Consider the following 20,508-nt stretch of genomic DNA (forward strand, 5'->3'; position numbering starts at 1 on the left):
ATGATGATGCTGGCTAACATTAAGGCGATCCGTTATTTCAAGGAAATAAACGCAATGACAAGACGTTACCTGAAAATCTTGCTGGTGGGGAGCCTCTTCACCCTTAGCGCCTGTGCACAGCAAACCGAAGTCCGTCAGTTGAAACAGAGCGTCAATACGCTCAATACGGCGATGGACAAGCTGAACAAAGAAACGGTGAAAATCACCCAACAAAACGCGTTGAATGCCAAATCCAGCAGCGGAGTTTATCTGCTGCCGGGCGCGAATACGCCTGCGCGTCTCAATAGTCAGATCGGCACGCTAAAAATGTCTCTGGTGAATGTGGCGGCGAACGCCGATGGTACTCGCGCAACATTGCGCATTCAGGGCGAGTCCAACGATCCGCTTCCGGCCTTCAGCGGCACCGTCGAGTGGGGGCAGATCCAGGGCACAACGGAGAACTACCAGGAGGTGAACGTGAAGAATCAGCTCTTCACCGCCCCGGCCAGTGTTTTAGCACCAAGCGATGTGGATATTCCGCTTCAGTTAAGCGGCGTTACGCCGGAACAGTTAGGCTTTATCCGCATTCACGACATTCAACCCGCCGCGCACTAATCCCCTCTTTTTTAGCGGAGCGCAATGTCACTCCGCTAACATTTACATTTCGTATGGATTGGCAACATAAATGATTGCCGCTACAATCCCGCCCGTTTAAAGTACGCAAACGTGAACGCAATCGATTACGCGCGTGAGAAATATGTGAAACAACACATATTTTTGTGAGCAGGGATTCCTATAATAGGCACCGCAGAAACACGAAATATTTAGAAACGCAATTCGCGCATTTTTCACTCCCGAAAGGGAATTTCAATCAGTGGCATGATTATGAAAAAAACATTACTCGCAGCTGGCGCCGTGCTGGCACTTTCTTCCTCTTTCACTGTTAACGCAGCGGAAAACGATAAACCACAATACCTCTCCGACTGGTGGCACCAGAGCGTTAACGTCGTCGGCAGCTACCACACCCGTTTCGGACCACAGATCCGCAACGATACCTACCTGGAGTACGAAGCATTCGCCAAGAAAGACTGGTTTGATTTCTACGGCTACATGGATGCACCGGTCTTCTTCGGCGGTAACTCTCAGGCAAAAGGTATCTGGAACCACGGTTCTCCGCTGTTCATGGAGATCGAGCCGCGCTTCTCCATCGACAAGCTGACCGGCACCGACCTCAGCTTCGGTCCGTTCAAAGAGTGGTACTTCGCGAACAACTATATCTACGACATGGGCCGCAACGAGTCTGGTCGTCAGAGCACCTGGTATATGGGTCTGGGTACCGATGTTGACACCGGCCTGCCAATGAGCCTGTCCCTGAACGTTTACGCGAAATACCAGTGGCAGAACTACGGTGCAGAAAACCAGAATGAGTGGGATGGCTACCGTTTCAAAGTGAAATACTTTGTACCAATCACTCAGCTGTGGGGCGGTAACCTGAGCTACATCGGCTTCACCAACTTCGACTGGGGTTCAGAACTGGGAGATAAGAGCGGTTACGCAGAGAACGGTATTAAACAGCGTACTAACGACTCCATCGCCTCCAGCCACATCCTGGCGCTGAACTACGATCACTGGCACTACTCTGTAGTGGCGCGTTACTGGCACAACGGCGGTCAGTGGAACGACGACGCCGACCTGAATTGGATGAAAGAAAACGTCCGTTCTACCGGTTGGGGTGGTTACCTGGTTGTAGGTTACAACTTCTAATCAGTGTGGGTTTCGCCCGGTGGCGCTACGCTTACCGGGCCTACGACCCAAATGTAGGCCGGGTAAGGCGTAGCCGCCACCCGGCCTTTTACTGCTTCACCTTCCGCAAAAAATCCGCCAGAGACCTGTCCGCGCTCTCGCTAAAACGCCTCTCCGTAGCCACAATATTGAGGCATCGGTCGAGCCGGAAACAGCGATAGTCATCGCGCCGTTCACACCACGCAGCCAGCAGCCAGCGCTCTCCCCAGAAGAATAGCCCCAGCGGCTGAACCTCGCGCTTTGAGAGCTGTCCTGCTTCATCACGGTAATGCAGCGCCAGCACGCGCTGGGCGGAAATCGCCTGATGAATCATGTCAAAATCGCTGCGGGAGTGGCTTTGCATGCAAAAGTCCGGGGCGTAGATCCGCGTCTGCTCCGCCTTTCGGCGGCTCTCCTCGGGCAGGATAGCCAGCACCTTCTCCTGAGCCGACTCCAGCTCGCGCGACAGCGATTCCCCACCCCAGGTTTTGAGCAGGCGAATCGCGACGATCAGCGCCTCGGACTCCTTATTTGTCAGCATCAGCGGCGGCAGGTCAAAGCCCGACATCAGCCGATATCCACTCCCCGCCTCACCTTCCACCGGCACGCCGGAAAGCGACAGGTCGCGGATATCGCGATATACCGTGCGCTCGGACACGCCAAGCCGGTCCGCGAGATGCGCTGCCGTTGTCAGACGCCTGCCCCGCAGGATCTGCACAATCTGAAACAAACGGTCAGCGCGTCGGGTCATATCTTTATCCGCTCTCAGGCAGGTTGATGGAGCCCGACGCGGTTGCCCTCGCTGTCGGTAAACAAGGCGATAGTGCCAATGCCATGCGGCAGTTCCAGCGGGCCAAACACGCACTCGCCGCCCGCAGAGGCGATGCGATCGAGCGTGGCCGCCAGATTGTCAGTATGCAGGTAAATAATAGCGCCCTGCAAAGACGGTGTAACGCCGTCAAATTTTGCCAGTGCGCCTCCGGTACCCGGATCCTCATGCGGGAAAACGGCCAGCTCCGCACAGTCCATTTTCTCGCGACGCAGCGCAAGCTGCATCACGGGCTCATAAAATTTGATGGCGCGATCCATATCCGAGACCGGAATTTCAAACCAGTTAATGACGCTTTTCATACATCCTCCTGCCTGTTGTTTGGGTTCAGAAGGAGTCTACGACAGGGCTCCTGACAGCATACTGTCAGGAGTGTTTGTCAGGAGCAGATAAAAAAAATCCCGGTCAACCGACCGGGATTTCGATAACGCGCTAAACGTCGCCTTACGGCAGAATGGACGGCTGATCCGCCCCTTCTTTCTCGACTTTCTGCTGGAGCAGGTGCTCGCGCTTCATGCCGAGTTTCAGTGCCAGGGCGGACGCAACGTAGATAGACGACGCCGTACCGATGGTGACACCAATCAGCATGGTCAGCGAGAAGCCTTCCAGTACCGGACCACCGAAGAGGAACAGCATCAGGATCACCATCAGGGTGGTACCGGATGTGATCAAGGTACGGTGCAGCGTCTGGGTCAACGACACGTTAAAGATCTCGTACGGCGTACCGCGACGGATCTTACGGAAGTTTTCACGGATACGGTCAGATACCACGATACTGTCGTTCAGCGAGTAACCGATAACGGACATCAGTGATGCCACGATCGTCAGGTCAATCTCAATGTGGAACAGCGACAGTATGCCCATGGTGATCACCACGTCGTGCGCCAGGGCGATAACCACACCGGCCGCCAGTCGCCACTCAAAGCGGAAACCGACGTACACCAGGATGGAGATCAGCGCCACCAGCAGCGCCATCGCGCCGGTCTGCGCCAGGTCAGCACCTACGCTTGGGCCGACGAACTCAATACGCTTAACCGCCGCGTTCTGGCTGGTTGTTTCGTTAATCACGCTAACAACCTTACTGCCCAGCTCCTGGCTGCCGTTGGCATCGTGCACCGGCGGCATACGTACCATAATGTCGCGGCTGCTGCCGAAGTTCTGCAGCAGCGGCTCTTCAAAGCCCGCTTTCTGCAGCGATTCGCGCATCTGGTCCATATCGACCGGTTTTTCCAGGGAGATTTCAATTACCGTACCACCGGTAAAATCGAGCCCCCAGTTAAAGCCTTTCACGCCCATAATGACGATGGACAGTATCAGCAGGAAACCTGAAATGCCGAAGGCCCAGTAGTCCCAGCGCATAAAGTCCCAGACTTTACGGCCGTGGTTCAATTGTTCAACAGTATATTCCTGTGCCACAACGCACTCCTCAGATAGACAGCTTTTTGACGCGCTTGCCGCCGTACAGCAGGTTCACGATGGCACGGGTGCCGACAATAGCGGTAAACATTGACGTTGCGACACCGATACCGGTTGTAATCGCAAAGCCTTTGATAGCGCCGGTACCCACTGCATACAGGATAAGAACCTTGATCAGTGTTGTTACGTTCGCATCGAAGATAGAGCTGAACGCGCCTTTATAACCTTCGTCAATCGCCTGCTGAACAGAACGACCGTTGCTCAACTCTTCTTTGATACGTTCGTTAATCAGTACGTTGGCGTCGACCGCCACCGCAAGGGTCAGAACGATACCCGCAATACCCGGCATGGTCAGCGTCGCCCCCGGCAGCAGGGACATGATGCCGATAATCAGCACCAGGTTCGCAATCAGCGCAGAGGTCGCAATCAGACCAAACTTCTTATAGAAGAAGATCATGAACAGAATAGAGACCACCAGACCGGCCAGACACGCTTCCAGGCCCTGCTGGATGTTTTGCATACCCAGAGTTGGACCAATGGTACGTTCTTCAACAATCTGAATTGGCGCAATCAGCGCACCGGCACGCAGCAGCAGGGAGAGCTGACGCGCTTCGTTCGGGTTGTTGATGCCGGTGATACGGAAGCTGTTACCCAGACGAGACTGGATATTGGCGATGTTAATCACCTCTTCCTCTTTCACCAGCACAGCACGACCGTTTGCATCTTTCTTACCGCTGTCTTTGTACTCCACGAACAGGGTTGCCATCGGTTTACCGATGTTGTCCTTGGTGAAGTTAGACATGATGTTACCACCCGCGCTATCGAGCGAGATGTTAACCTGCGGCTGGTTGTATTCGTCCTGGCTCGACGTGGAGTCGGTGATGTGATCACCGGTCAGAATCACGCGTTTGTACAGCACAACTGGCTGACCTTCGCGGGTCTGTTTCACTTCGGAGTCACCCGGAATACGGCCAGAAGCGGCAGCAGACTGGTCAACGTTGGTATTCACCAGACGGAATTCCAGGGTTGCGGTCGCACCCAGAATCTCTTTCGCACGCGCGGTGTCCTGAATACCCGGCAGTTCAACCACGATACGGTCAGCACCCTGACGCTGTACAAGCGGCTCGGCCACACCCAGTTGGTTTACACGGTTACGCAGAATGTTGATGTTCTGCTGAACGGCATATTCACGCGCTTCTTTCAGGCGCGCATCGGTCATCACCGCACGCAGCTGGTTGCTGCCCTGCGAGGAGATCACCAGGTCACGGTGACGTTGAGTCAGATAATCTACAGCCTGATCGCGCGCCGCGCTGTCGCGGAACGTGATGCTCATGCCGTAGTTATCTTCTTTACGCACGGTGGTGTAAGCGATGCCTTTATCACGCAGATCGCTGCGCAGGCTGTCGATATTCTGTTCCTGCAGCTTGCCGAGCGCGGTATCCATATCCACTTCCATCAGGAAGTGAACGCCGCCACGCAGGTCAAGACCGAGTTTCATTGGCTCTGCTTTCATCGCAGCCAGCCAACGCGGGGTTGCAGGGGCAAGGTTAAGCGCCACGACGTATTTGTCACCCAGCACGCCCATCAGCGCTTCGCGAGCGCGGAGCTGCGTGTCGGTGGTGTCGAAGCGAGCAAGAATTGCGCCCTCTTCCAGAGCCACAGACTTAGCGGTAATTTTTTCTTCTTGTAACGTTTTCTGGACCTGGATCAGCGTTTGCTCACTGGCGGCGACACCGCGCGCGCCAGTGATTTGAACAGCCGGATCCTCACCATACAGGTTGGGAAGCGCGTACAGCAGGCCGACGAGAATCACGACGACCAGCATGATGTACTTCCACAAAGGATAACGGTTTAACACGGCAGTTCCCTTTGGGAAAAGTTGGGATTACAGCGCCTTCATGGTGCCTTTCGGCAGAACGGCAGCTACGAAGTCACGTTTGATGACCACTTCAGTGGTGTCGTTCAGGGCGATAGCAATGTAGCCGTTTTCAGCCACTTTGGTTACGCGACCGACCAGACCACCGTTAGTCAGCACTTCATCGCCTTTCGCAATGGAGTTCATCAGGTTTTTGTGCTCTTTGGTGCGCTTCTGCTGTGGACGCAGGATCATGAAGTAGAAGATCAGACCGAACACAACCAGCATCAGAATCAGAGACATCGGGCTGCCCTGCGCTGGAGCACCTGTTGCCGCTACCGCATCAGAAATAAAAAAGCTCATTCAAATTCCCTCATTATTAAAATTAATCAACGTTCAACGGTGGAACATCCCGCCCCTGACGTTGGTAGAAATCGGTCACGAAGCTCTCTAATTTACCCTCTTCGATAGCCTTACGTAAACCAGCCATTAAGCGCTGATAATAACGAAGATTATGAATGGTATTGAGACGCGCGCCCAAAATCTCGTTGCAACGATCGAGATGATGCAGATACGCGCGAGAATAATTGCGACAGGTATAGCAATCGCACTCAGAATCGAGCGGGCTGGTGTCACTCTTATGCTTCGCGTTACGGATTTTCACCACGCCATCGGTAACGAACAAATGGCCGTTACGCGCGTTGCGGGTTGGCATGACGCAGTCGAACATATCAATGCCGCGGCGTACGCCTTCAACCAGATCTTCCGGTTTACCCACGCCCATCAGGTATCGTGGTTTATCCGCAGGGATTTGCGGGCAAACATGCTCCAGAATGCGGTGCATGTCTTCCTTCGGCTCACCTACAGCCAAACCGCCGACAGCGTAGCCATCAAAACCTATCTCTACCAGACCTTTAACCGAGATATCGCGTAAATCTTCGTAAACGCTGCCCTGGATAATGCCGAACAGCGCATTTTTGTTCTGCAGGGAGTCAAAGCGGTCACGGCTTCGCTTCGCCCAGCGCAGAGACATCTCCATTGAACGCTTGGCGTAATCCCAGTCTGCCGGGTATGGCGTACATTCGTCGAAGATCATCACGATATCAGAGCCGAGATCGTACTGAATCTCCATCGATTTTTCCGGATCGAGGAAAATCGGATCGCCGTTGATCGGGTTACGGAAGTGAACGCCCTGCTCGGTGATCTTACGGATATCGCCCAGGCTGAAGACCTGGAAGCCGCCGGAATCGGTCAGGATTGGGCCTTTCCACTGCATGAAATCGTGCAGATCGCCGTGGAGCTTCATGATCTCCTGACCCGGACGCAGCCAAAGGTGGAAGGTGTTGCCGAGGATAATCTGTGCGCCAGTGGCTTCTACTTCTTCCGGCGTCATCCCTTTTACGGTGCCGTACGTGCCCACAGGCATAAACGCGGGGGTTTCCACCACGCCGCGATCAAACACCAGGCGACCGCGACGCGCGCGACCGTCGGTGGTATCGAGTTCAAATTTCATTTTTTCTCCGACGTCAGAAAAACAGTCCAACGTTGTAAAACGGTGCCGCGGACTTATTCCCCGACACGCTCATTCAAAGCCTGCGGATTGTACGTGATAAACATCGCGTCCCCGTAGCTAAAAAAGCGATATTTTTGTTCTACCGCAGACTTGTAGGCCGCCATAGTGTGCTGATAACCAGCAAACGCGGAAACCAGCATAATCAGCGTCGATTCAGGCAGATGGAAGTTGGTCACCAGCGCGTCAATTACTTTGTACTGATAGCCCGGGTAGATAAAGATCTGCGTATCGCCAAAGAACGGCTCGATAAGACCGTTTTTAGCCGCCTGCGCGGCGCTCTCGAGTGAGCGCACGGACGTAGTACCAACCGCCACGACGCGGCTGCCGCGCGCTTTCGCCGCCAGCACCGCGTCCACCACGTCCTGAGGCACTTCAGCATACTCAGAGTGCATGATGTGATCTTCAATGCTGTCCACGCGCACCGGCTGGAAGGTACCCGCGCCGACGTGGAGCGTCACGAACGCCATCTCAATGCCCTTCGCGCGCAGTTTCTCCAGCAGCGGCTCATCAAAATGCAGGCCCGCGGTCGGCGCAGCGACAGCGCCAGGCTTCTGGCTGTAGACGGTCTGGTACAGCTCGCGGTCAGCCTCTTCGTCCGGACGCTCAATATACGGCGGCAGCGGCATGTGGCCGATGGCGTTCAGGATATCGAGCACCGTACGTTCGTCGTTGAACTCCACCTCGAACAGCGCGTCGTGGCGCGCGGTCATGGTCGCTTTGATGCTCTCATCATCGCCCAGCAGCAGCTCCGCGCCCGGCTTTGGCGCCTTAGATGCGCGAATATGTGCCAGAATACGTTTATCATCGAGCATACGTTCGACCAGCACTTCAATCTTGCCGCCGCTGGCTTTACGGCCGAACAGGCGCGCCGGGATCACGCGGGTATTGTTAAAGACCAGCAGATCGCCAGGGTTGAGCTTGTCGAGCAAATCGGTGAAAGTACCGTGCGTCAGCTCGCCCGTTGGCCCATCCAGTGACAGTAAGCGACAGCTGCTGCGCTCAGGCATGGGATAGTGAGCAATCAGGGATTCAGGTAGTTCAAAGGAGAAATCGGCGACGCGCATGACGTATACTCGTGACTTAAAAACAGGCGGCATAGTCTAGTGCTCACACCCTTTTGCTGCAACAACTAGCCGCCCCCGGACAAATAAAACGCATGAATTTTCTCGCTCACCTGCATCTCGCGCACCTTGCTGACAGTTCCCTCTCGGGCAATTTGCTGGCCGATTTCGTACGCGGCAATCCCGCAGAAGACTACTCCCCTGAGGTTGTCGACGGGATTTTTATGCACCGCCGCATCGACGTGCTGACGGATAAACTGCCGGAAGTGACGGAAGCCAAAGCGTGGTTCCGCCCTGAAACGCGCCGCGTTGCGCCGATCACGCTTGACGTGATGTGGGATCACTTCCTGTCGCGCCACTGGGCACAGCTCTCGCCGGAGCTACCCCTGCCCGAATTTGTGCGCTATGCCCACCAGCAGGTGTCGATCATTCTGCCCGACTCGCCGCCGCGCTTTGTGAATCTGAATAACTATCTGTGGTCGGAACGCTGGCTGGAGCGCTATCGCGAGATGGACTTCATCCAGAACGTGTTGAACGGGATGGCGAGCCGTCGCCCGCGCCTGGATGCGCTGCGGGATTCCTGGTATGACCTGGATGAACATTACGATGCGCTGGAGACCCGCTTCTGGCAGTTTTACCCGCGCATGATGGTCCAGGCGAAAAACAAACAGCTTTAACAGAAATCACATTGATAGGTAAAAGCTGGCGGAACGATTGTCACCACCTCTTTGTCTTATCCATGAACACTCTCTATACTGGCTCGCGTTGCGTTCCAAATAACCTTAGTATCTACAGGAGAATCATATGGTTCTGGTAACTCGTACGGCTCCGGATTTTACAGCTGCAGCAGTTCTGGGCAACGGTGAAATCGTTGAAAACTTCAACTTCAAACAGCACACCAACGGTAAAGCGACCGTTCTGTTCTTCTGGCCAATGGACTTCACTTTCGTTTGCCCGTCTGAGCTGATCGCTTTCGACAAACGTTATGAAGAATTCCAGAAGCGTGGCGTGGAAGTTGTTGGCGTCTCCTTCGACTCTGAGTTTGTACACAACGCATGGCGTAACACCCCTGTCGACAAAGGCGGCATCGGTGCGGTGAAATACGCAATGGTTGCGGACATCAAACGCGAAATCCAGCAGGCTTACGGTATCGAACATCCGGACGCTGGCGTTGCGCTGCGCGGTTCCTTCCTGATCGACGCGAACGGCATCGTTCGTCACCAGGTTGTGAACGATCTGCCGCTGGGTCGTAACATCGACGAAATGCTGCGCATGGTTGACGCGCTGCAGTTCCACGAAGAGCACGGCGAAGTGTGCCCGGCTCAGTGGGAAAAAGGTAAAGAAGGTATGGCTGCTTCCCCAGACGGCGTAGCTAAATACCTGTCTGAGAACGTATCCAGCCTGTAATCGGCACGGTTTACGAAAAAGGCCCGCTTATGCGGGCCTTTTTTTATGCCTTACGCTGCGTCTCTCGCCAGATGCGCCAGGCCATGCCCGCCAGCAGGATCACGCCCGCAATCAGTACGCCCCATACCAGCAGGGCGTTCAGCCAGCTCGCCCGCTCAGCTGCAGAGGTGGCGTTCAGCCGCCCCTCGCCGCCCAACGCGACATCATCCACAATATCGGCCTGCGGCAGGTTCGCCATATCATAGGTCTTGCGCAGGTCGGCTGGGATCAGCATGTCAGGCTCCACGCTGGCAGGCTTTGCGGCACCGTTGCCCCATGCGAGGACGTACGGCGCTTTCCCCTGCGCGTTGAACACAAGATCATAGCGGTCGCGATGCCCCGTAACGCTCGGCAGGTATTCTGGCAGACGCGCATTCAGCGTCGTGATTTTCACTGCCTGCACCAGGCCCCCGCTAAGCGAAACCGGTCCGGACGTTTTCCCCTCCAGACGGTAAATCACCTCTTTCTTCAGGGGATGCCATGCCTCTTTTTCCGTACTGCGCCACGCGATCTCCACGGGAAGAACGCCATCGCCGTTCAGCGAGATGCTGACAGCACTCAGCGGCTGCGGGCGCGCCCAGCGCCACTGAGCTTCACTTGTCGATAGCTGCTCACCTTCCCCTTCAAGACTAATCTCTTCCGGGGCCGCCCGGGCAGGTGCGCTGATTGCGTTTACGCCGGTCAACGTTACCCCCTGGCTCTGCGTATTCAGCACCACCATGAGATAGCGATTCGCATCGGGAGATAAAACCGTATCGGTATCGAGCCGATCGAGCTTAAGACGATCCTGACCGCTGACGACGTCCAGCAGCGGCATATCCTCGCGCAGGGTATACCACCGCTTGAGATCCTCGCTGTAATAGACCGACGCCGTTCCCTGCCACGGCGTCTCATGGGTATTCCAGAGGAGCTGCAGCTGGGATATAGCCAGCTCACCCGTCGTCTGCTCCGGCAGGGTCAGCAGGTAATGTTGCCCGACGGCGGCGGCTTTTTGCCCCTCCAGCACAATCTCAATGCCGTTTCGGGAACGGAGCCGGATCTTATCGCTGTCACCGGCGTCTGAGCCAGCCGCGAGCGGCGAGGCGTCCAGCGGAAAGAGGCGCAGCGCCGTGGATTGCGCTGTCGCCTGCGGGCGCGTAGCGGCGATCAGGCTAAAGGGAACCGGCTCACCCGACTGGTTAAAGACGCGGACATCGTGCAGATCCGGCGACGTGCTTTGCTCATAGACGGCAAGCGGCAGCATTACCCGATACCACCGGGAAGGAACGGACGTGTCGAGTGAACGACCAAAGGCATAGTCACGGGGCGATTCCGTTGGTATTTCGTCGCAGAACGCCGGGCCGGAAAGCGCCAGTAGCGCGGTACACGCAACCGCTTTCATCCATTTCATTTTTCATCTCCTGTTTTTGGCGGTAGCGGCGAGAAATAGCCCACTATCAGTACCAGTATCGCCACGCCGATAAACGCCACCGCGCGCGACAGACCGCCTCCGCCCGCGCTGTCCACCAGCATCAGTTTCACCATCACCACACCCAGCAGCGCGGCACCGCAAAGCCACTCCTGCCGGGAAGCCCTGCGGGTGGCATGGATCATGACCACCAGCGCGCTCAACATCCAGAACAGGGCAAAGCTTGTCTGGATCAGCCGCGAATCCCACAGCGATGCCATATTCCAGGCCACGTCGCCGTACCAGGCCAGGGCGCGCATCAGCACACCGTTTAGCCACCAGAAGCCAAACGCCATAATCGCGACGGCAGGCCACGGGCGCGCTTGCGCAAGCCATGACGGGTAGTAGCGATCCACCCCCCGATAAAAGACCACCAGCCCCAGCAACGCGAACGCAGCACCTTCCTCGAGCGGGTTCACCAGCGGCAGCCAGGTCTGACGATAGACCACGCCGTCCTGGAAATTGGTCACCACCAGCAATACCAGCAGCGCCACGACGACAGGGATCGGTGCCAGACACGCATAGAGCGCAGGCCACTCCCGGAACGGCCACACGCGACGCCGTACTGCTGCAGAAAGTGCCATAATAATCCCGCCACCTGCGGCCATCGCTAATCCGCTTCCCCAGGCCGCCATTCCCCACGGCAGAGACCGGGCAAACCAGTAAAGCTCCGCGGCCAGCGCCAGCAAAATCATCCAGAACAGCGACAAATGCAGCCCCATCGCGATGCGCGGCAGGAGTCTTTCACCATCGCGCCGCAACAGCATTAGCGCGGCAGGAAGCGCAACGCACCAGGCCAGGTTTGACCAGCCGGCGGTAACGATCTGCTGATGCCAGAGCTGATAACCCACCATCAGCAGCATAACCGGCCACAGCAGCCATTTGCTGGCGTTCAGCTCCCGCCACGTCAGGCGAGCAGCCACCTGCCGCCAGCCCCAGACCGACGCCGCCGTCAGCGCCAGCACGCCCGCCAGAATCGGTAATTCCTTCGTCAGTACCAGCTGCGACGCGCCCAGCTGCGCCACTATCCAGAACAGCAGCCCGCCTGCCAGCAGCGCCCAGCTGACCGGCAGGAAGAGAGTCCGCCACAGCCAGGCCGCAGCCAGCCAGCAAAGGCTGAGGATGGCGAAGATGAGGAACAGGCTCAGCGCCGTAACGCCGTCCGTTTGTGCCCACAGCGCGCTGCCGAGCGCCAGCACCAGCAGCGCCGTCCCGCTATAGCTCATGCGACGCTGATGCTGCTGCACGCCCAGCCAGAGAATCCCCAGCCCCTCCAGCGCCCAGGCCATCGCCGTCCAGCGCGCCGACAGCGCCAGCGGAATGGCGAGCGTGGCAAACCCGCCGCCGATCGCCAGCGCCGCCATGACCAGCGGTCGTCCGAGGGAGGGATAGCGACGCAGCGCGAGGAACGCGAGGGCAAGATAAAAGGCACCATATCCGAGGGCACTCAGCGCCGGGCCATAGTCCCAGTGCTGCGTCATGCCGTACTGCATTCCAAAACCAACCAGCGGCGGGGCAAACAGCAGCACGCCGTCGATAATCTGCTTCCCTTTCTCCTGCGCCCGCAGCGACAGCGCCACGCTCAGCACGCCGAATATCAGCGTATTGGCAATCAGGAACAGCTGGCAGATCCAATAGTCTTCAGGCTGGTAGTCATTCAGCCCCCACAGGCCGCCCACGCCGAACGTGAACAGCAGCCCGAGCAGGTTCAGCTCGCGCCAGTGCTGCCAGATGCTGATCGCGAGAATGCCGATGGACAGCAGAAGATAGAAAGAGAACAGCGCGACAAAGCTGCCGCCCCCGGTAGATAAGAGCAGCGGCGCGAGATATCCGCCAAGGCTCGCCAGCATGGCAAGACTCAGCGCCTTCTGCAGCACCGCCAGCCCGACGCTCGCCGCGCAAATCACCACCAGAAGCGCAAAGGCCAGCGTCATCGGCAGCATTTGCCAGAGCCGGAATGCGCCAAACACCGTCAGGTAGAGCACGCCGGTCGCCCCGCCCTGGAGGATCAGCGCATAGACACGCTGCCTGTGCCGCAGCCGCCACCCAATCGCCAGCAGAACAACGGCAAACAGCGCCGCTGCCACGAGGCGCAGCTCAAGCGGGAACAGGGAATGTTCGACGGTATAGCGCAGCAGGAAAGAGAGGCCGAGGAAGAGCAGCAGAATGCCCAGCTTCGCCAGCGGATTGCCCTGCATGAACCAGCGCGCCAGCGACGTCAGGATGCCGCCAAAGGCTGAAGGCTGTTTTGCCGCAGGGGTCGGGACCTGGGAAGAAGCGGGTTCTGCCACCGCTGCGGGAATATCGGGTCGCCAGGGGTCGACAGGCGCGGGAGCGTCCTCCACCACTGGCGCGGTAATTGCCTCCGGCGCGGCGGTCTGCACCGGTTCCGACGCGTTCTGAGGCACGCCGCGCTGCTCAAGCGCCTCTATGCGCTGGCGCAGCAGGGCTATCTCCTGCCGCGCTGCCGTACTTCGGTTAAACCCGATAACCGCAAGCACGGGCGCAACCAGCAGCGCAAAAACCAGGAATAAACAGCCAAGGATGTAAAGCTCGTCCATGTTTCCACCTTCACCGTAAACGATCTGTTAAGATTGACACAAATCGTTGCATTTGCGCCATCTTAAAAGGTGGAAACATTAGCGCATTAGCTGCCGAACCAGATCGTCGCGGATATCGCAGGCAGCGCCAGCACGCCGTCCTGAATCGTGGCCTTGCCCTCTTTACTCTTCCACGCTGCCACCTTCAGCAGCGGCGAATCATCCAGTACCACTTCGCAGGCCTCGCCCCGGTTGATCGCCACCAGCACGCGCTGCTGGTTATAGATGCGAGCATACACCACCACGTTATCGTGGGCGTACACCACCTGACAGCCGCCATAGCGCAGGGCGAGACTCTGCTTACGCAGCTTCGCCAGGCGCTGATACAGGCTGAACAGCACCGTGTCCTGTTTCGCTGGCTCCCACGGGAAAGTTTTGCGGCTGAACGGATCGTTGTTGCCGTCCAGCCCCACTTCGTCTCCATAATAGATACACGGCACGCCCGGCCAGGTGAAGAGCCAGGTCACCGCCAGCGGCAGACGCGCAACATCCTTGCCGAGCAGGGATTTAAAGCGCGCGGTATCGTGGCTATCGAGCTGGTTAAACATCCGCAGCTGCTGCTGATGCGACAGGCCGGCGCGGTAGTTCTCCATCCACGCCATGCAGGTTTCAGCATCGATATGATTCGGATCGTAGGAGATATCGGTGTTGGCGAGGAATCCCCACAGCGGGAAGGTAAAGCCGCGATAGTTCATCGCCGCATCTTCCGCATCGTTCTGCAGCCACTGGCGCGCGTCGCCAAAGTGCTCGCCAAAGACGAACGCCTCCGGCTGAGCCGCTTTCGCCGAGCGCGTTATGCCGGCGACGTGCTGAAGGTTATTCCGCGCCCCGCCCGCTTCGCCGAGCATATGCACCACGTCCAGGCGCCAGCCGTCCATATTCCACGGCGCCTTCAGCCAGTGTCGGACGATGCTGTCTTCGCCGCCGTAAATCTCGTTAACCAGAGACGGCGACTGGAAATCCAGCTTCGGCAGGCTCGGGTAGCCCAGCCAGTCCAGCGCACGCCCCTCCTCGTTAAAGCTGTACCAGTCGCGCTGCGGCGAGTCCGGGTTATGACACGCCCCGCCCATCGACTGGTTATGCCGGTCAAACCACGTATGCGAATCTCCGCTGTGGTTGAACACGCCGTCCAGAATCAGGCGCATGCCTTCGTTTTGGGTGTTCTTACGCAGGCGCAGCAGCGCCTCGTCACCGCCAAACTGCGCGTCAACGTGGCGATAATCTTCGGTATCGTATTTGTGTACGCTCGGGGCTTTAAACACCGGGTTGAGATACAGCGCCGTCACGCCGAGTTTTTTCAGGTACGGCAGCTTTTCGCTGATGCCGTCGAGATCGCCGCCGTAGAAGGTCGATCCGCCCGCCTGCGCGGTTAATGGCTCGTCCCACGCTTTCAGAATAATGTCATGACCCGCCGCATGGTGGTGATAGATCTTATCCTGGTGGGCAGTGCGCTTTTCGCTGCGCGCAAAACGGTCCGGGAAAATCTGGTAAAAGACCTGATCGTTAACCCACTGCGGGCCGTTATCCGGGTAATCGACCGCAAACTGTTCCAGCCGTGCGGGCGGGAAACGACTAAATCCCTGCGGGGTAAACCACAGCTGGCGGTTGTTCCATAAAAGCTTAAAGCTGTAACGGCGGCGCGGCTGCCCGCTGCGCAGGTCGATATTCGCCCGCCAGGCCGTGATGCCAGGCTGCGGCTGGCTGCGCAGCTTGTGCATTTTCAACCCGGTCTCTTCGTTATCGATTTCGGCGCGGAGCGTCACGCGTTCAGGCTGGTTTTCACCCGCCAGCCAGAGCGTAATCACCAGGTTGTCTTTGTTTTGCTTAACAAATGGGGCAACCGGAAGGTGCCAGGCGTTTAACATCACGAATCCCCTTTGATGAAATTGACGTCACCTTGCCACAGGGTGGTTAAGGATAGCTCACCATGATGGGATTTATTGGGGGAGGAGGACGGGGGAGGAGGTACCAGTGCAGCCTGATGCCCTCACCCCAACCCTCTCCCACAAGGAGAGGGAGAAAAAAAGATTACTGCGCTTCCGCCAGCTGACGGTCGCGGCGGCATTTAAACACCCAGCCCACCAGCAGCAGCACAATCCACGCGCAGCCCACGTACAGTGAAATGCGGGTGTCCGGATGGTAGCCAATCAGGCCAATGATAAACACCAGGAAGATCAGCCCCACGACGGTCGTCGCAACGCCGCCCGGGACTTTGAACTTCAGCGCTTTCGCCTCATCCGGCGACAGGCGACGGCGGAAGGCAATCTGCGACAGCAGGATCATGATCCACACCCAGACGGTTGCGAAGGTCGCCAGGGACGCAATCACGAGGAAGACGTTCTCCGGCATGATGTAGTTCAGGTAAACCGAGAACAGCAGCGCTACGGTCATTACCACAACGGTTACCCACGGCGTGCCGCGGCGTGAGGTTTTGGCGAATACCTTCGGCGCACTGCCCTGCTCCGCCATGCCGTGCAGCATACGGCCTACGCCAAAGACGTCACTGTTAATCGCCGAAAGCGACGCGGTCAGCACCACAAAGTTCAGAATGCTGGCCGCAAACGCAATGCCCATATGCTGGAAGGTCAGGACAAACGGGCTACCGTTGGTGCCTACCTGGTTCCACGGGTAGATGGACATAATCACGAACAGCGTACCCACGTAGAACACCAGAATACGCATCGGCACAGAGTTGATGGCGCGCGGAATGGATTTCTCCGGATCTTTCGCTTCCCCGGCGGTGATACCGATAATCTCGATACCGCCGTAGGCGAACATCACCATCTGCAGCGACATCACCATCCCGAGCCAGCCGTTGCTGAAGAAGCCGCCGTTGCTCCAGAGGTTGTGGATCCCGGTCGGCTGCCCGCCGTTGCCAATCCCCCAGATGATAATCCCGAAACCGGCCACAATCATGATGATGATGGTGGCGACCTTGAAGAAGGAGAACCAGAACTCCAGCTCGCCGAACACCTTCACGCTCATCAGGTTGACGGCGCAAATGATCAGCACAACGCTCAGCACCCAAATCCAGTGCGGTACCGCCGGGAACCAGACGCCCATGTAGATGCCAAATGCCGTCACGTCGGCAATCGCAACAATCAGGATTTCGAAGCAGTAGGTCCAGCCGGTGATAAACCCGGCCAGCGGGCCGAGGTTTTCCTGCGCGTAGCGGGAGAAAGAGCTGGCGGAGGGGTTGTGAACCGACATTTCGCCGAGGGCGCGCATGATGATATACGCCGCCACGCCGCCGATAATGTACGCCAGCAGAACGCTGGGACCGGCCATTTTGATGGCATCTGCCGAGCCATAAAAAAGACCGGTGCCGATAGCAGAGCCCAGCGCCATAAAGCGGATGTGGCGCGTGCTCAATCCACGTTTAAGTTTGTTAGTGCTTTCCATTTAAATCTTGCCATTCAACACGAAAAAAAACAAAAAACCACGGGGCCTTAAGCCCCGTGGTTAAACAGTTTGTTGCCGTTGATTAATGAGCGTTCGATGCGACCTGACGCCCTGCAGCACGATCCCAGATAATCGCCAGAACCAGTGCAACAACGGTAGGCATCAACCAGGCCAGACCCTGCTCGGACAGCGGCAGACGCTGTGTCCATGCCGGCAGTATGTGCGCGAAAGCTGATGCTTTAATCCCGTCAAGGATACCAAAAATCAGGCTGATAAACATGGCTGGCGCAATAATTCGTGAAGAGTTGTTCCACCACGGACGAGTAAAGCTCAGCACTACCAGCACGATGCACGGCGGGTAAATCGCCGTCAGCACCGGAATAGAGACCTGAATCAGGTGGCTCAGACCGAGGTTAGACACCGCCATGGAGAAGATACCGAGGATAAACACCAGGGTGCGGTAAGAAAGCGGCAGATACTGTGCAAAGAACTCTGCGCAGGCGCAGGTCAGGCCAACCGCGGTAACCAGACAGGCCAGGAAGATCAGCGCTGCCAGCAGCATACTGCCCGCACCGCCGAAGGTGTGCTGCACGTAGGCGTGAAGGATAGCCGCACCGTTGGCGTTCTGCTCAACCAGCATGGCGCTATCGGAACCCAGACGGAACAGCGCCAGATACAGCAGCGTCAGCCCCACGCCGGCCATCAGGCCAGCCCAGATGGTGTAGCGGGTCAGCAGACGCGCTTCGGTCACACCGCGGGAACGCGCGGCGTTAACGATAACAATACCAAACACCATCGCGCCCAGCGTGTCCATCGTCAGGTAGCCGTTCACAAAGCCGTTAGAGAACGCGGCGTTTTTATAGGCGTCCATCGCGTCGCTAATCGGGCCGGCTGGCCAGACGATGGCCGCTACCGCCAGAACAATCAGCGCCACAATTTTCAGCGGAGCCAGGAAGTTACCCACGGTATCCAGCAGCTTGCCCGGATAGAGGGAAACCAGAATCACGATCGCGAAGTAGATCAGGCTGTAGATAAACAGCGGCATCGCACCGTCACCGGTCAGGGGAGCAATACCCACTTCGAAGGACACGGTTGCCGTACGCGGGGTCGCAAACAGCGGGCCAACGGCGAGATAGCAGACGGTTGCCAGCAGAACGCCCGCCACTTTGCCAATCGGGGTGCTGAGGCTATCCACACCGCCGCCGACTTTCGCCAGCGCGATGACGGTCAGCACCGGCAGACCCACGGCAGTAATCAGGAAACCAAACGCGGCGGTCCAGACGTGTTCACCCGCCTGTAAGCCAACCATTGGAGGGAAAATGATGTTGCCTGCGCCAACGAACAGCGCAAATGTCATAAAGCCCAGCGCGATGATGTCACGCGATTTTAAGTGATGGGTCATAAAACCTTACTGCCTGTGGATGTGGTGTTGAAAACATTGAGATTTTCGATATCCCTCACGGGACGATACAGCCGAAAATTTGCTCAATTTCAGCGGGAAATGCTCCCGTCCTGGCGTGGAGAAGAATAGTTTTTCGATTTACCACGCAAATACAGTCGGTCTGACAGTATCTGGGGCGCAATTTAAACGCTTATAACGTTTAAAGGCAAGGTGGGATCGCAAAACCAGAACAATATGCCAGCATGAAAATACGCACCAGCACAATACGCTGTTTATAAGAAAAACCCATGGCTAATCATGCGAACAAAAAACAGCCAGCCGTATAAAATTCATCCGCGTTTCGCTTGACTGCAAAGCAAACGGGCCAGAGATGGCTGACCCGTGGAAAGGTAAAATGACACGCCCGCCGTCAGGCGATCTTTTTGGCAATTAATCGTTCCGGAATAACGAAACTGAAGCGGGTTCCTTTACCCAGCGTACTCTGAATATCGAGACGGCTTTCATGGTGATTCACCGCGTGTTTCACAATTGCCAGCCCCAGGCCGCTTCCGCCCGTCTGGCGCGATCGCGCTTTATCCACACGGTAGAAGCGCTCGGTCAGACGCGGAATATGCTCCGGCGCAATCCCCGGCCCGTTGTCCTCCACGCTAAACTCGGCCCCCGTTGGGGTATGGTGCCAGCGCACCACGATATCCGTCCCCTCCGGCGTATGATTCACCGCGTTATACACCAGGTTGGAAATGGCGCTGCGCAGCTCATCTTCGCTGCCCAGCACCTTCAGCGTGTTGTCGACGTCAAAGGTCAGGTGATGCTTTTTGTGGCTTAACGTCTGCGCTTCACGCTCCACGACCCGCAGCATCATCGGGACATCAATGGTGTCATTCAGCGCGAGCGTTGGCGCCGCTTCAATCTTCGAGAGCGTCAGCAGCTGCTTCACCAGCCCTTCCATCCGGTGCGTTTGCTCGCGCATGGTGTGCAGCGCTTTTTCACGCGGCGCACCTTCCAGCGTTTGCTCCTGCATCATCTCCAGGTAGCCCTGCAGCACGGTCAACGGGGTTCGCAGTTCGTGGCTGACGTTGGCGAAGAAGTTGCGACGCGCCCCTTCCAGCTGGTGCATCTGGGTAACATCGCGCGCCACCATCAGCCACTGCTTATCGCTGTAGGGCATCACGCGTATTTCCAGATGGCGGCCATTATTGAGCTTCAGATTGTGCGGACGGGTGAAATCACGCTTTTTCAGATACAGCGTGAACTCGGGATAACGCAGAAGGTTGAGGATATTCTGGCCATTGTCATCCGGCCAGCGCAGGCCCAGCAGCTGCTGCGCCAGGCCGTTACACCAGAAGATCGTCCCTTCTTCGGTGGTCAGGATCACGGCATCCGGCAGCGACTCTGCACCGCTGCGAAAACGCTTAATCAGGCTTCCCAGCTCGCGGCGACGCTTTTTATTACGCATCTGCATCTGATGCAGACCGTAAAGCAACGGCTCCCAGCTGCCGCTTCCCGGCGGCGGCGTCATGCTTCGGTCAACCCACAGCCACCAGGAGAGGCGCAGCAGGTTCCAGAAATGCCAGATGAGCAGCCCGGTGACCGACGCCAGCAGAAACCACGGCAGGTGTCCAAGAAAGGCCCCCAGAATGAAGGCCGGAATACAGCATAAGATCAGTTCAAAGACGAGCCTTTTCCATGACAGACGTTCCAGCACGCGTCACACTC

At 57.2% G+C, this 20,508-nt stretch carries 17 protein-coding genes; 4 read left to right on the forward strand and 13 right to left on the reverse strand.

Translation table 11 applies throughout. The annotated features are described in order from the left end of the window. Positions 1–54 precede the first annotated feature (54 nt). Both UR504_RS06845 and UR504_RS06850 read left to right on the forward strand, forming a co-directional pair. The gene (locus tag UR504_RS06845) at positions 55–594 is read left to right on the forward strand and encodes a DUF3251 domain-containing protein (RefSeq protein ID WP_111963494.1); all 540 of its coding nucleotides are present in this window, start codon (positions 55–57) and stop codon (positions 592–594) included. 270 nt (positions 595–864) lie between these two features. Next, entirely contained in the window at positions 865–1,743 is an 879-nt protein-coding gene (locus UR504_RS06850; protein ID WP_111963496.1) for a nucleoside-specific channel-forming protein Tsx, read from the forward strand. Positions 1,744–1,831: 88 nt separating this feature from the next. Here UR504_RS06850 and UR504_RS06855 read toward each other — a convergent pair whose 3' ends face one another. The 7 genes from UR504_RS06855 to queA form a co-directional block, all read right to left on the reverse strand. Beyond that, positions 1,832–2,512: a helix-turn-helix transcriptional regulator gene (locus tag UR504_RS06855; protein ID WP_111963426.1), complete on the reverse strand. Its 681-nt coding sequence runs from the start codon at positions 2,510–2,512 to the stop codon at positions 1,832–1,834. A 14-nt stretch (positions 2,513–2,526) separates the two neighbouring features. Further along, positions 2,527–2,892, reverse strand: a complete 366-nt coding sequence (locus UR504_RS06860; RefSeq protein ID WP_111963427.1) for a VOC family protein — start codon at positions 2,890–2,892, stop codon at positions 2,527–2,529. A gap of 142 nt (positions 2,893–3,034) precedes the next feature. Beyond that, a complete protein-coding gene (secF, locus tag UR504_RS06865) occupies positions 3,035–4,006 on the reverse strand; it encodes a protein translocase subunit SecF (RefSeq protein ID WP_008503342.1) in 972 nt (323 codons plus the stop codon). Between the two features lie 10 nt (positions 4,007–4,016). Next, entirely contained in the window at positions 4,017–5,864 is a 1,848-nt protein-coding gene (gene secD / locus UR504_RS06870; RefSeq protein WP_071957349.1) for a protein translocase subunit SecD, read from the reverse strand. A gap of 27 nt (positions 5,865–5,891) precedes the next feature. Then, positions 5,892–6,224, reverse strand: coding sequence for a preprotein translocase subunit YajC (gene yajC / locus UR504_RS06875; protein ID WP_003859109.1), 333 nt, complete (start codon positions 6,222–6,224; stop codon positions 5,892–5,894). A gap of 22 nt (positions 6,225–6,246) precedes the next feature. Then, complete coding sequence (gene tgt, locus UR504_RS06880; RefSeq protein WP_003859110.1) at positions 6,247–7,374, reverse strand: tRNA guanosine(34) transglycosylase Tgt; 1,128 nt, start codon at positions 7,372–7,374, stop codon at positions 6,247–6,249. Positions 7,375–7,427: 53 nt separating this feature from the next. Then, a complete protein-coding gene (queA, locus tag UR504_RS06885) occupies positions 7,428–8,498 on the reverse strand; it encodes a tRNA preQ1(34) S-adenosylmethionine ribosyltransferase-isomerase QueA (RefSeq protein ID WP_274242223.1) in 1,071 nt (356 codons plus the stop codon). A 92-nt stretch (positions 8,499–8,590) separates the two neighbouring features. Here queA and acpH point away from each other — a divergent pair, with 92 nt between their 5' ends. Beyond that, positions 8,591–9,172: an ACP phosphodiesterase gene (acpH, locus tag UR504_RS06890; protein ID WP_115874336.1), complete on the forward strand. Its 582-nt coding sequence runs from the start codon at positions 8,591–8,593 to the stop codon at positions 9,170–9,172. 127 nt (positions 9,173–9,299) lie between these two features. Beyond that, the gene (locus UR504_RS06895; protein ID WP_302234222.1) at positions 9,300–9,902 is read left to right on the forward strand and encodes a peroxiredoxin; all 603 of its coding nucleotides are present in this window, start codon (positions 9,300–9,302) and stop codon (positions 9,900–9,902) included. A 43-nt stretch (positions 9,903–9,945) separates the two neighbouring features. On the opposite strand, the gene UR504_RS06900 is transcribed toward UR504_RS06895, so the two are convergent. The 6 genes from UR504_RS06900 to phoR all read right to left on the reverse strand — a co-directional run bounded on the left by UR504_RS06900 (position 9,946) and on the right by phoR (position 20,497). Further along, positions 9,946–11,331: a DUF3999 domain-containing protein gene (locus tag UR504_RS06900; protein WP_302234220.1), complete on the reverse strand. Its 1,386-nt coding sequence runs from the start codon at positions 11,329–11,331 to the stop codon at positions 9,946–9,948. After that, entirely contained in the window at positions 11,328–13,949 is a 2,622-nt protein-coding gene (locus tag UR504_RS06905) for a DUF2339 domain-containing protein (protein ID WP_302234218.1), read from the reverse strand. The genes UR504_RS06900 and UR504_RS06905 overlap by 4 nt, the downstream gene beginning before the upstream one ends. A gap of 86 nt (positions 13,950–14,035) precedes the next feature. Continuing rightward, positions 14,036–15,853 (reverse strand): maltodextrin glucosidase, encoded by a 1,818-nt coding sequence (gene malZ, locus UR504_RS06910; RefSeq protein WP_302234216.1) that lies wholly within the window; start codon positions 15,851–15,853, stop codon positions 14,036–14,038. Positions 15,854–16,016: 163 nt separating this feature from the next. After that, positions 16,017–17,390 (reverse strand): proline-specific permease ProY, encoded by a 1,374-nt coding sequence (gene proY / locus UR504_RS06915; protein ID WP_008503261.1) that lies wholly within the window; start codon positions 17,388–17,390, stop codon positions 16,017–16,019. Between the two features lie 82 nt (positions 17,391–17,472). Beyond that, entirely contained in the window at positions 17,473–18,792 is a 1,320-nt protein-coding gene (gene brnQ, locus UR504_RS06920; protein ID WP_111963434.1) for a branched-chain amino acid transporter carrier protein BrnQ, read from the reverse strand. Positions 18,793–19,201: 409 nt separating this feature from the next. Beyond that, positions 19,202–20,497 carry a phosphate regulon sensor histidine kinase PhoR gene (phoR, locus tag UR504_RS06925; protein ID WP_045909799.1) on the reverse strand — a complete coding sequence of 432 codons (1,296 nt, stop codon included), beginning with the start codon at positions 20,495–20,497 and terminating at the stop codon, positions 19,202–19,204. Positions 20,498–20,508: the final 11 nt, after the last annotated feature.

Source organism: Enterobacter sp. 241F3 (assembly GCF_034106785.1).
Classification (GTDB): domain Bacteria; phylum Pseudomonadota; class Gammaproteobacteria; order Enterobacterales; family Enterobacteriaceae; genus Enterobacter; species Enterobacter vonholyi.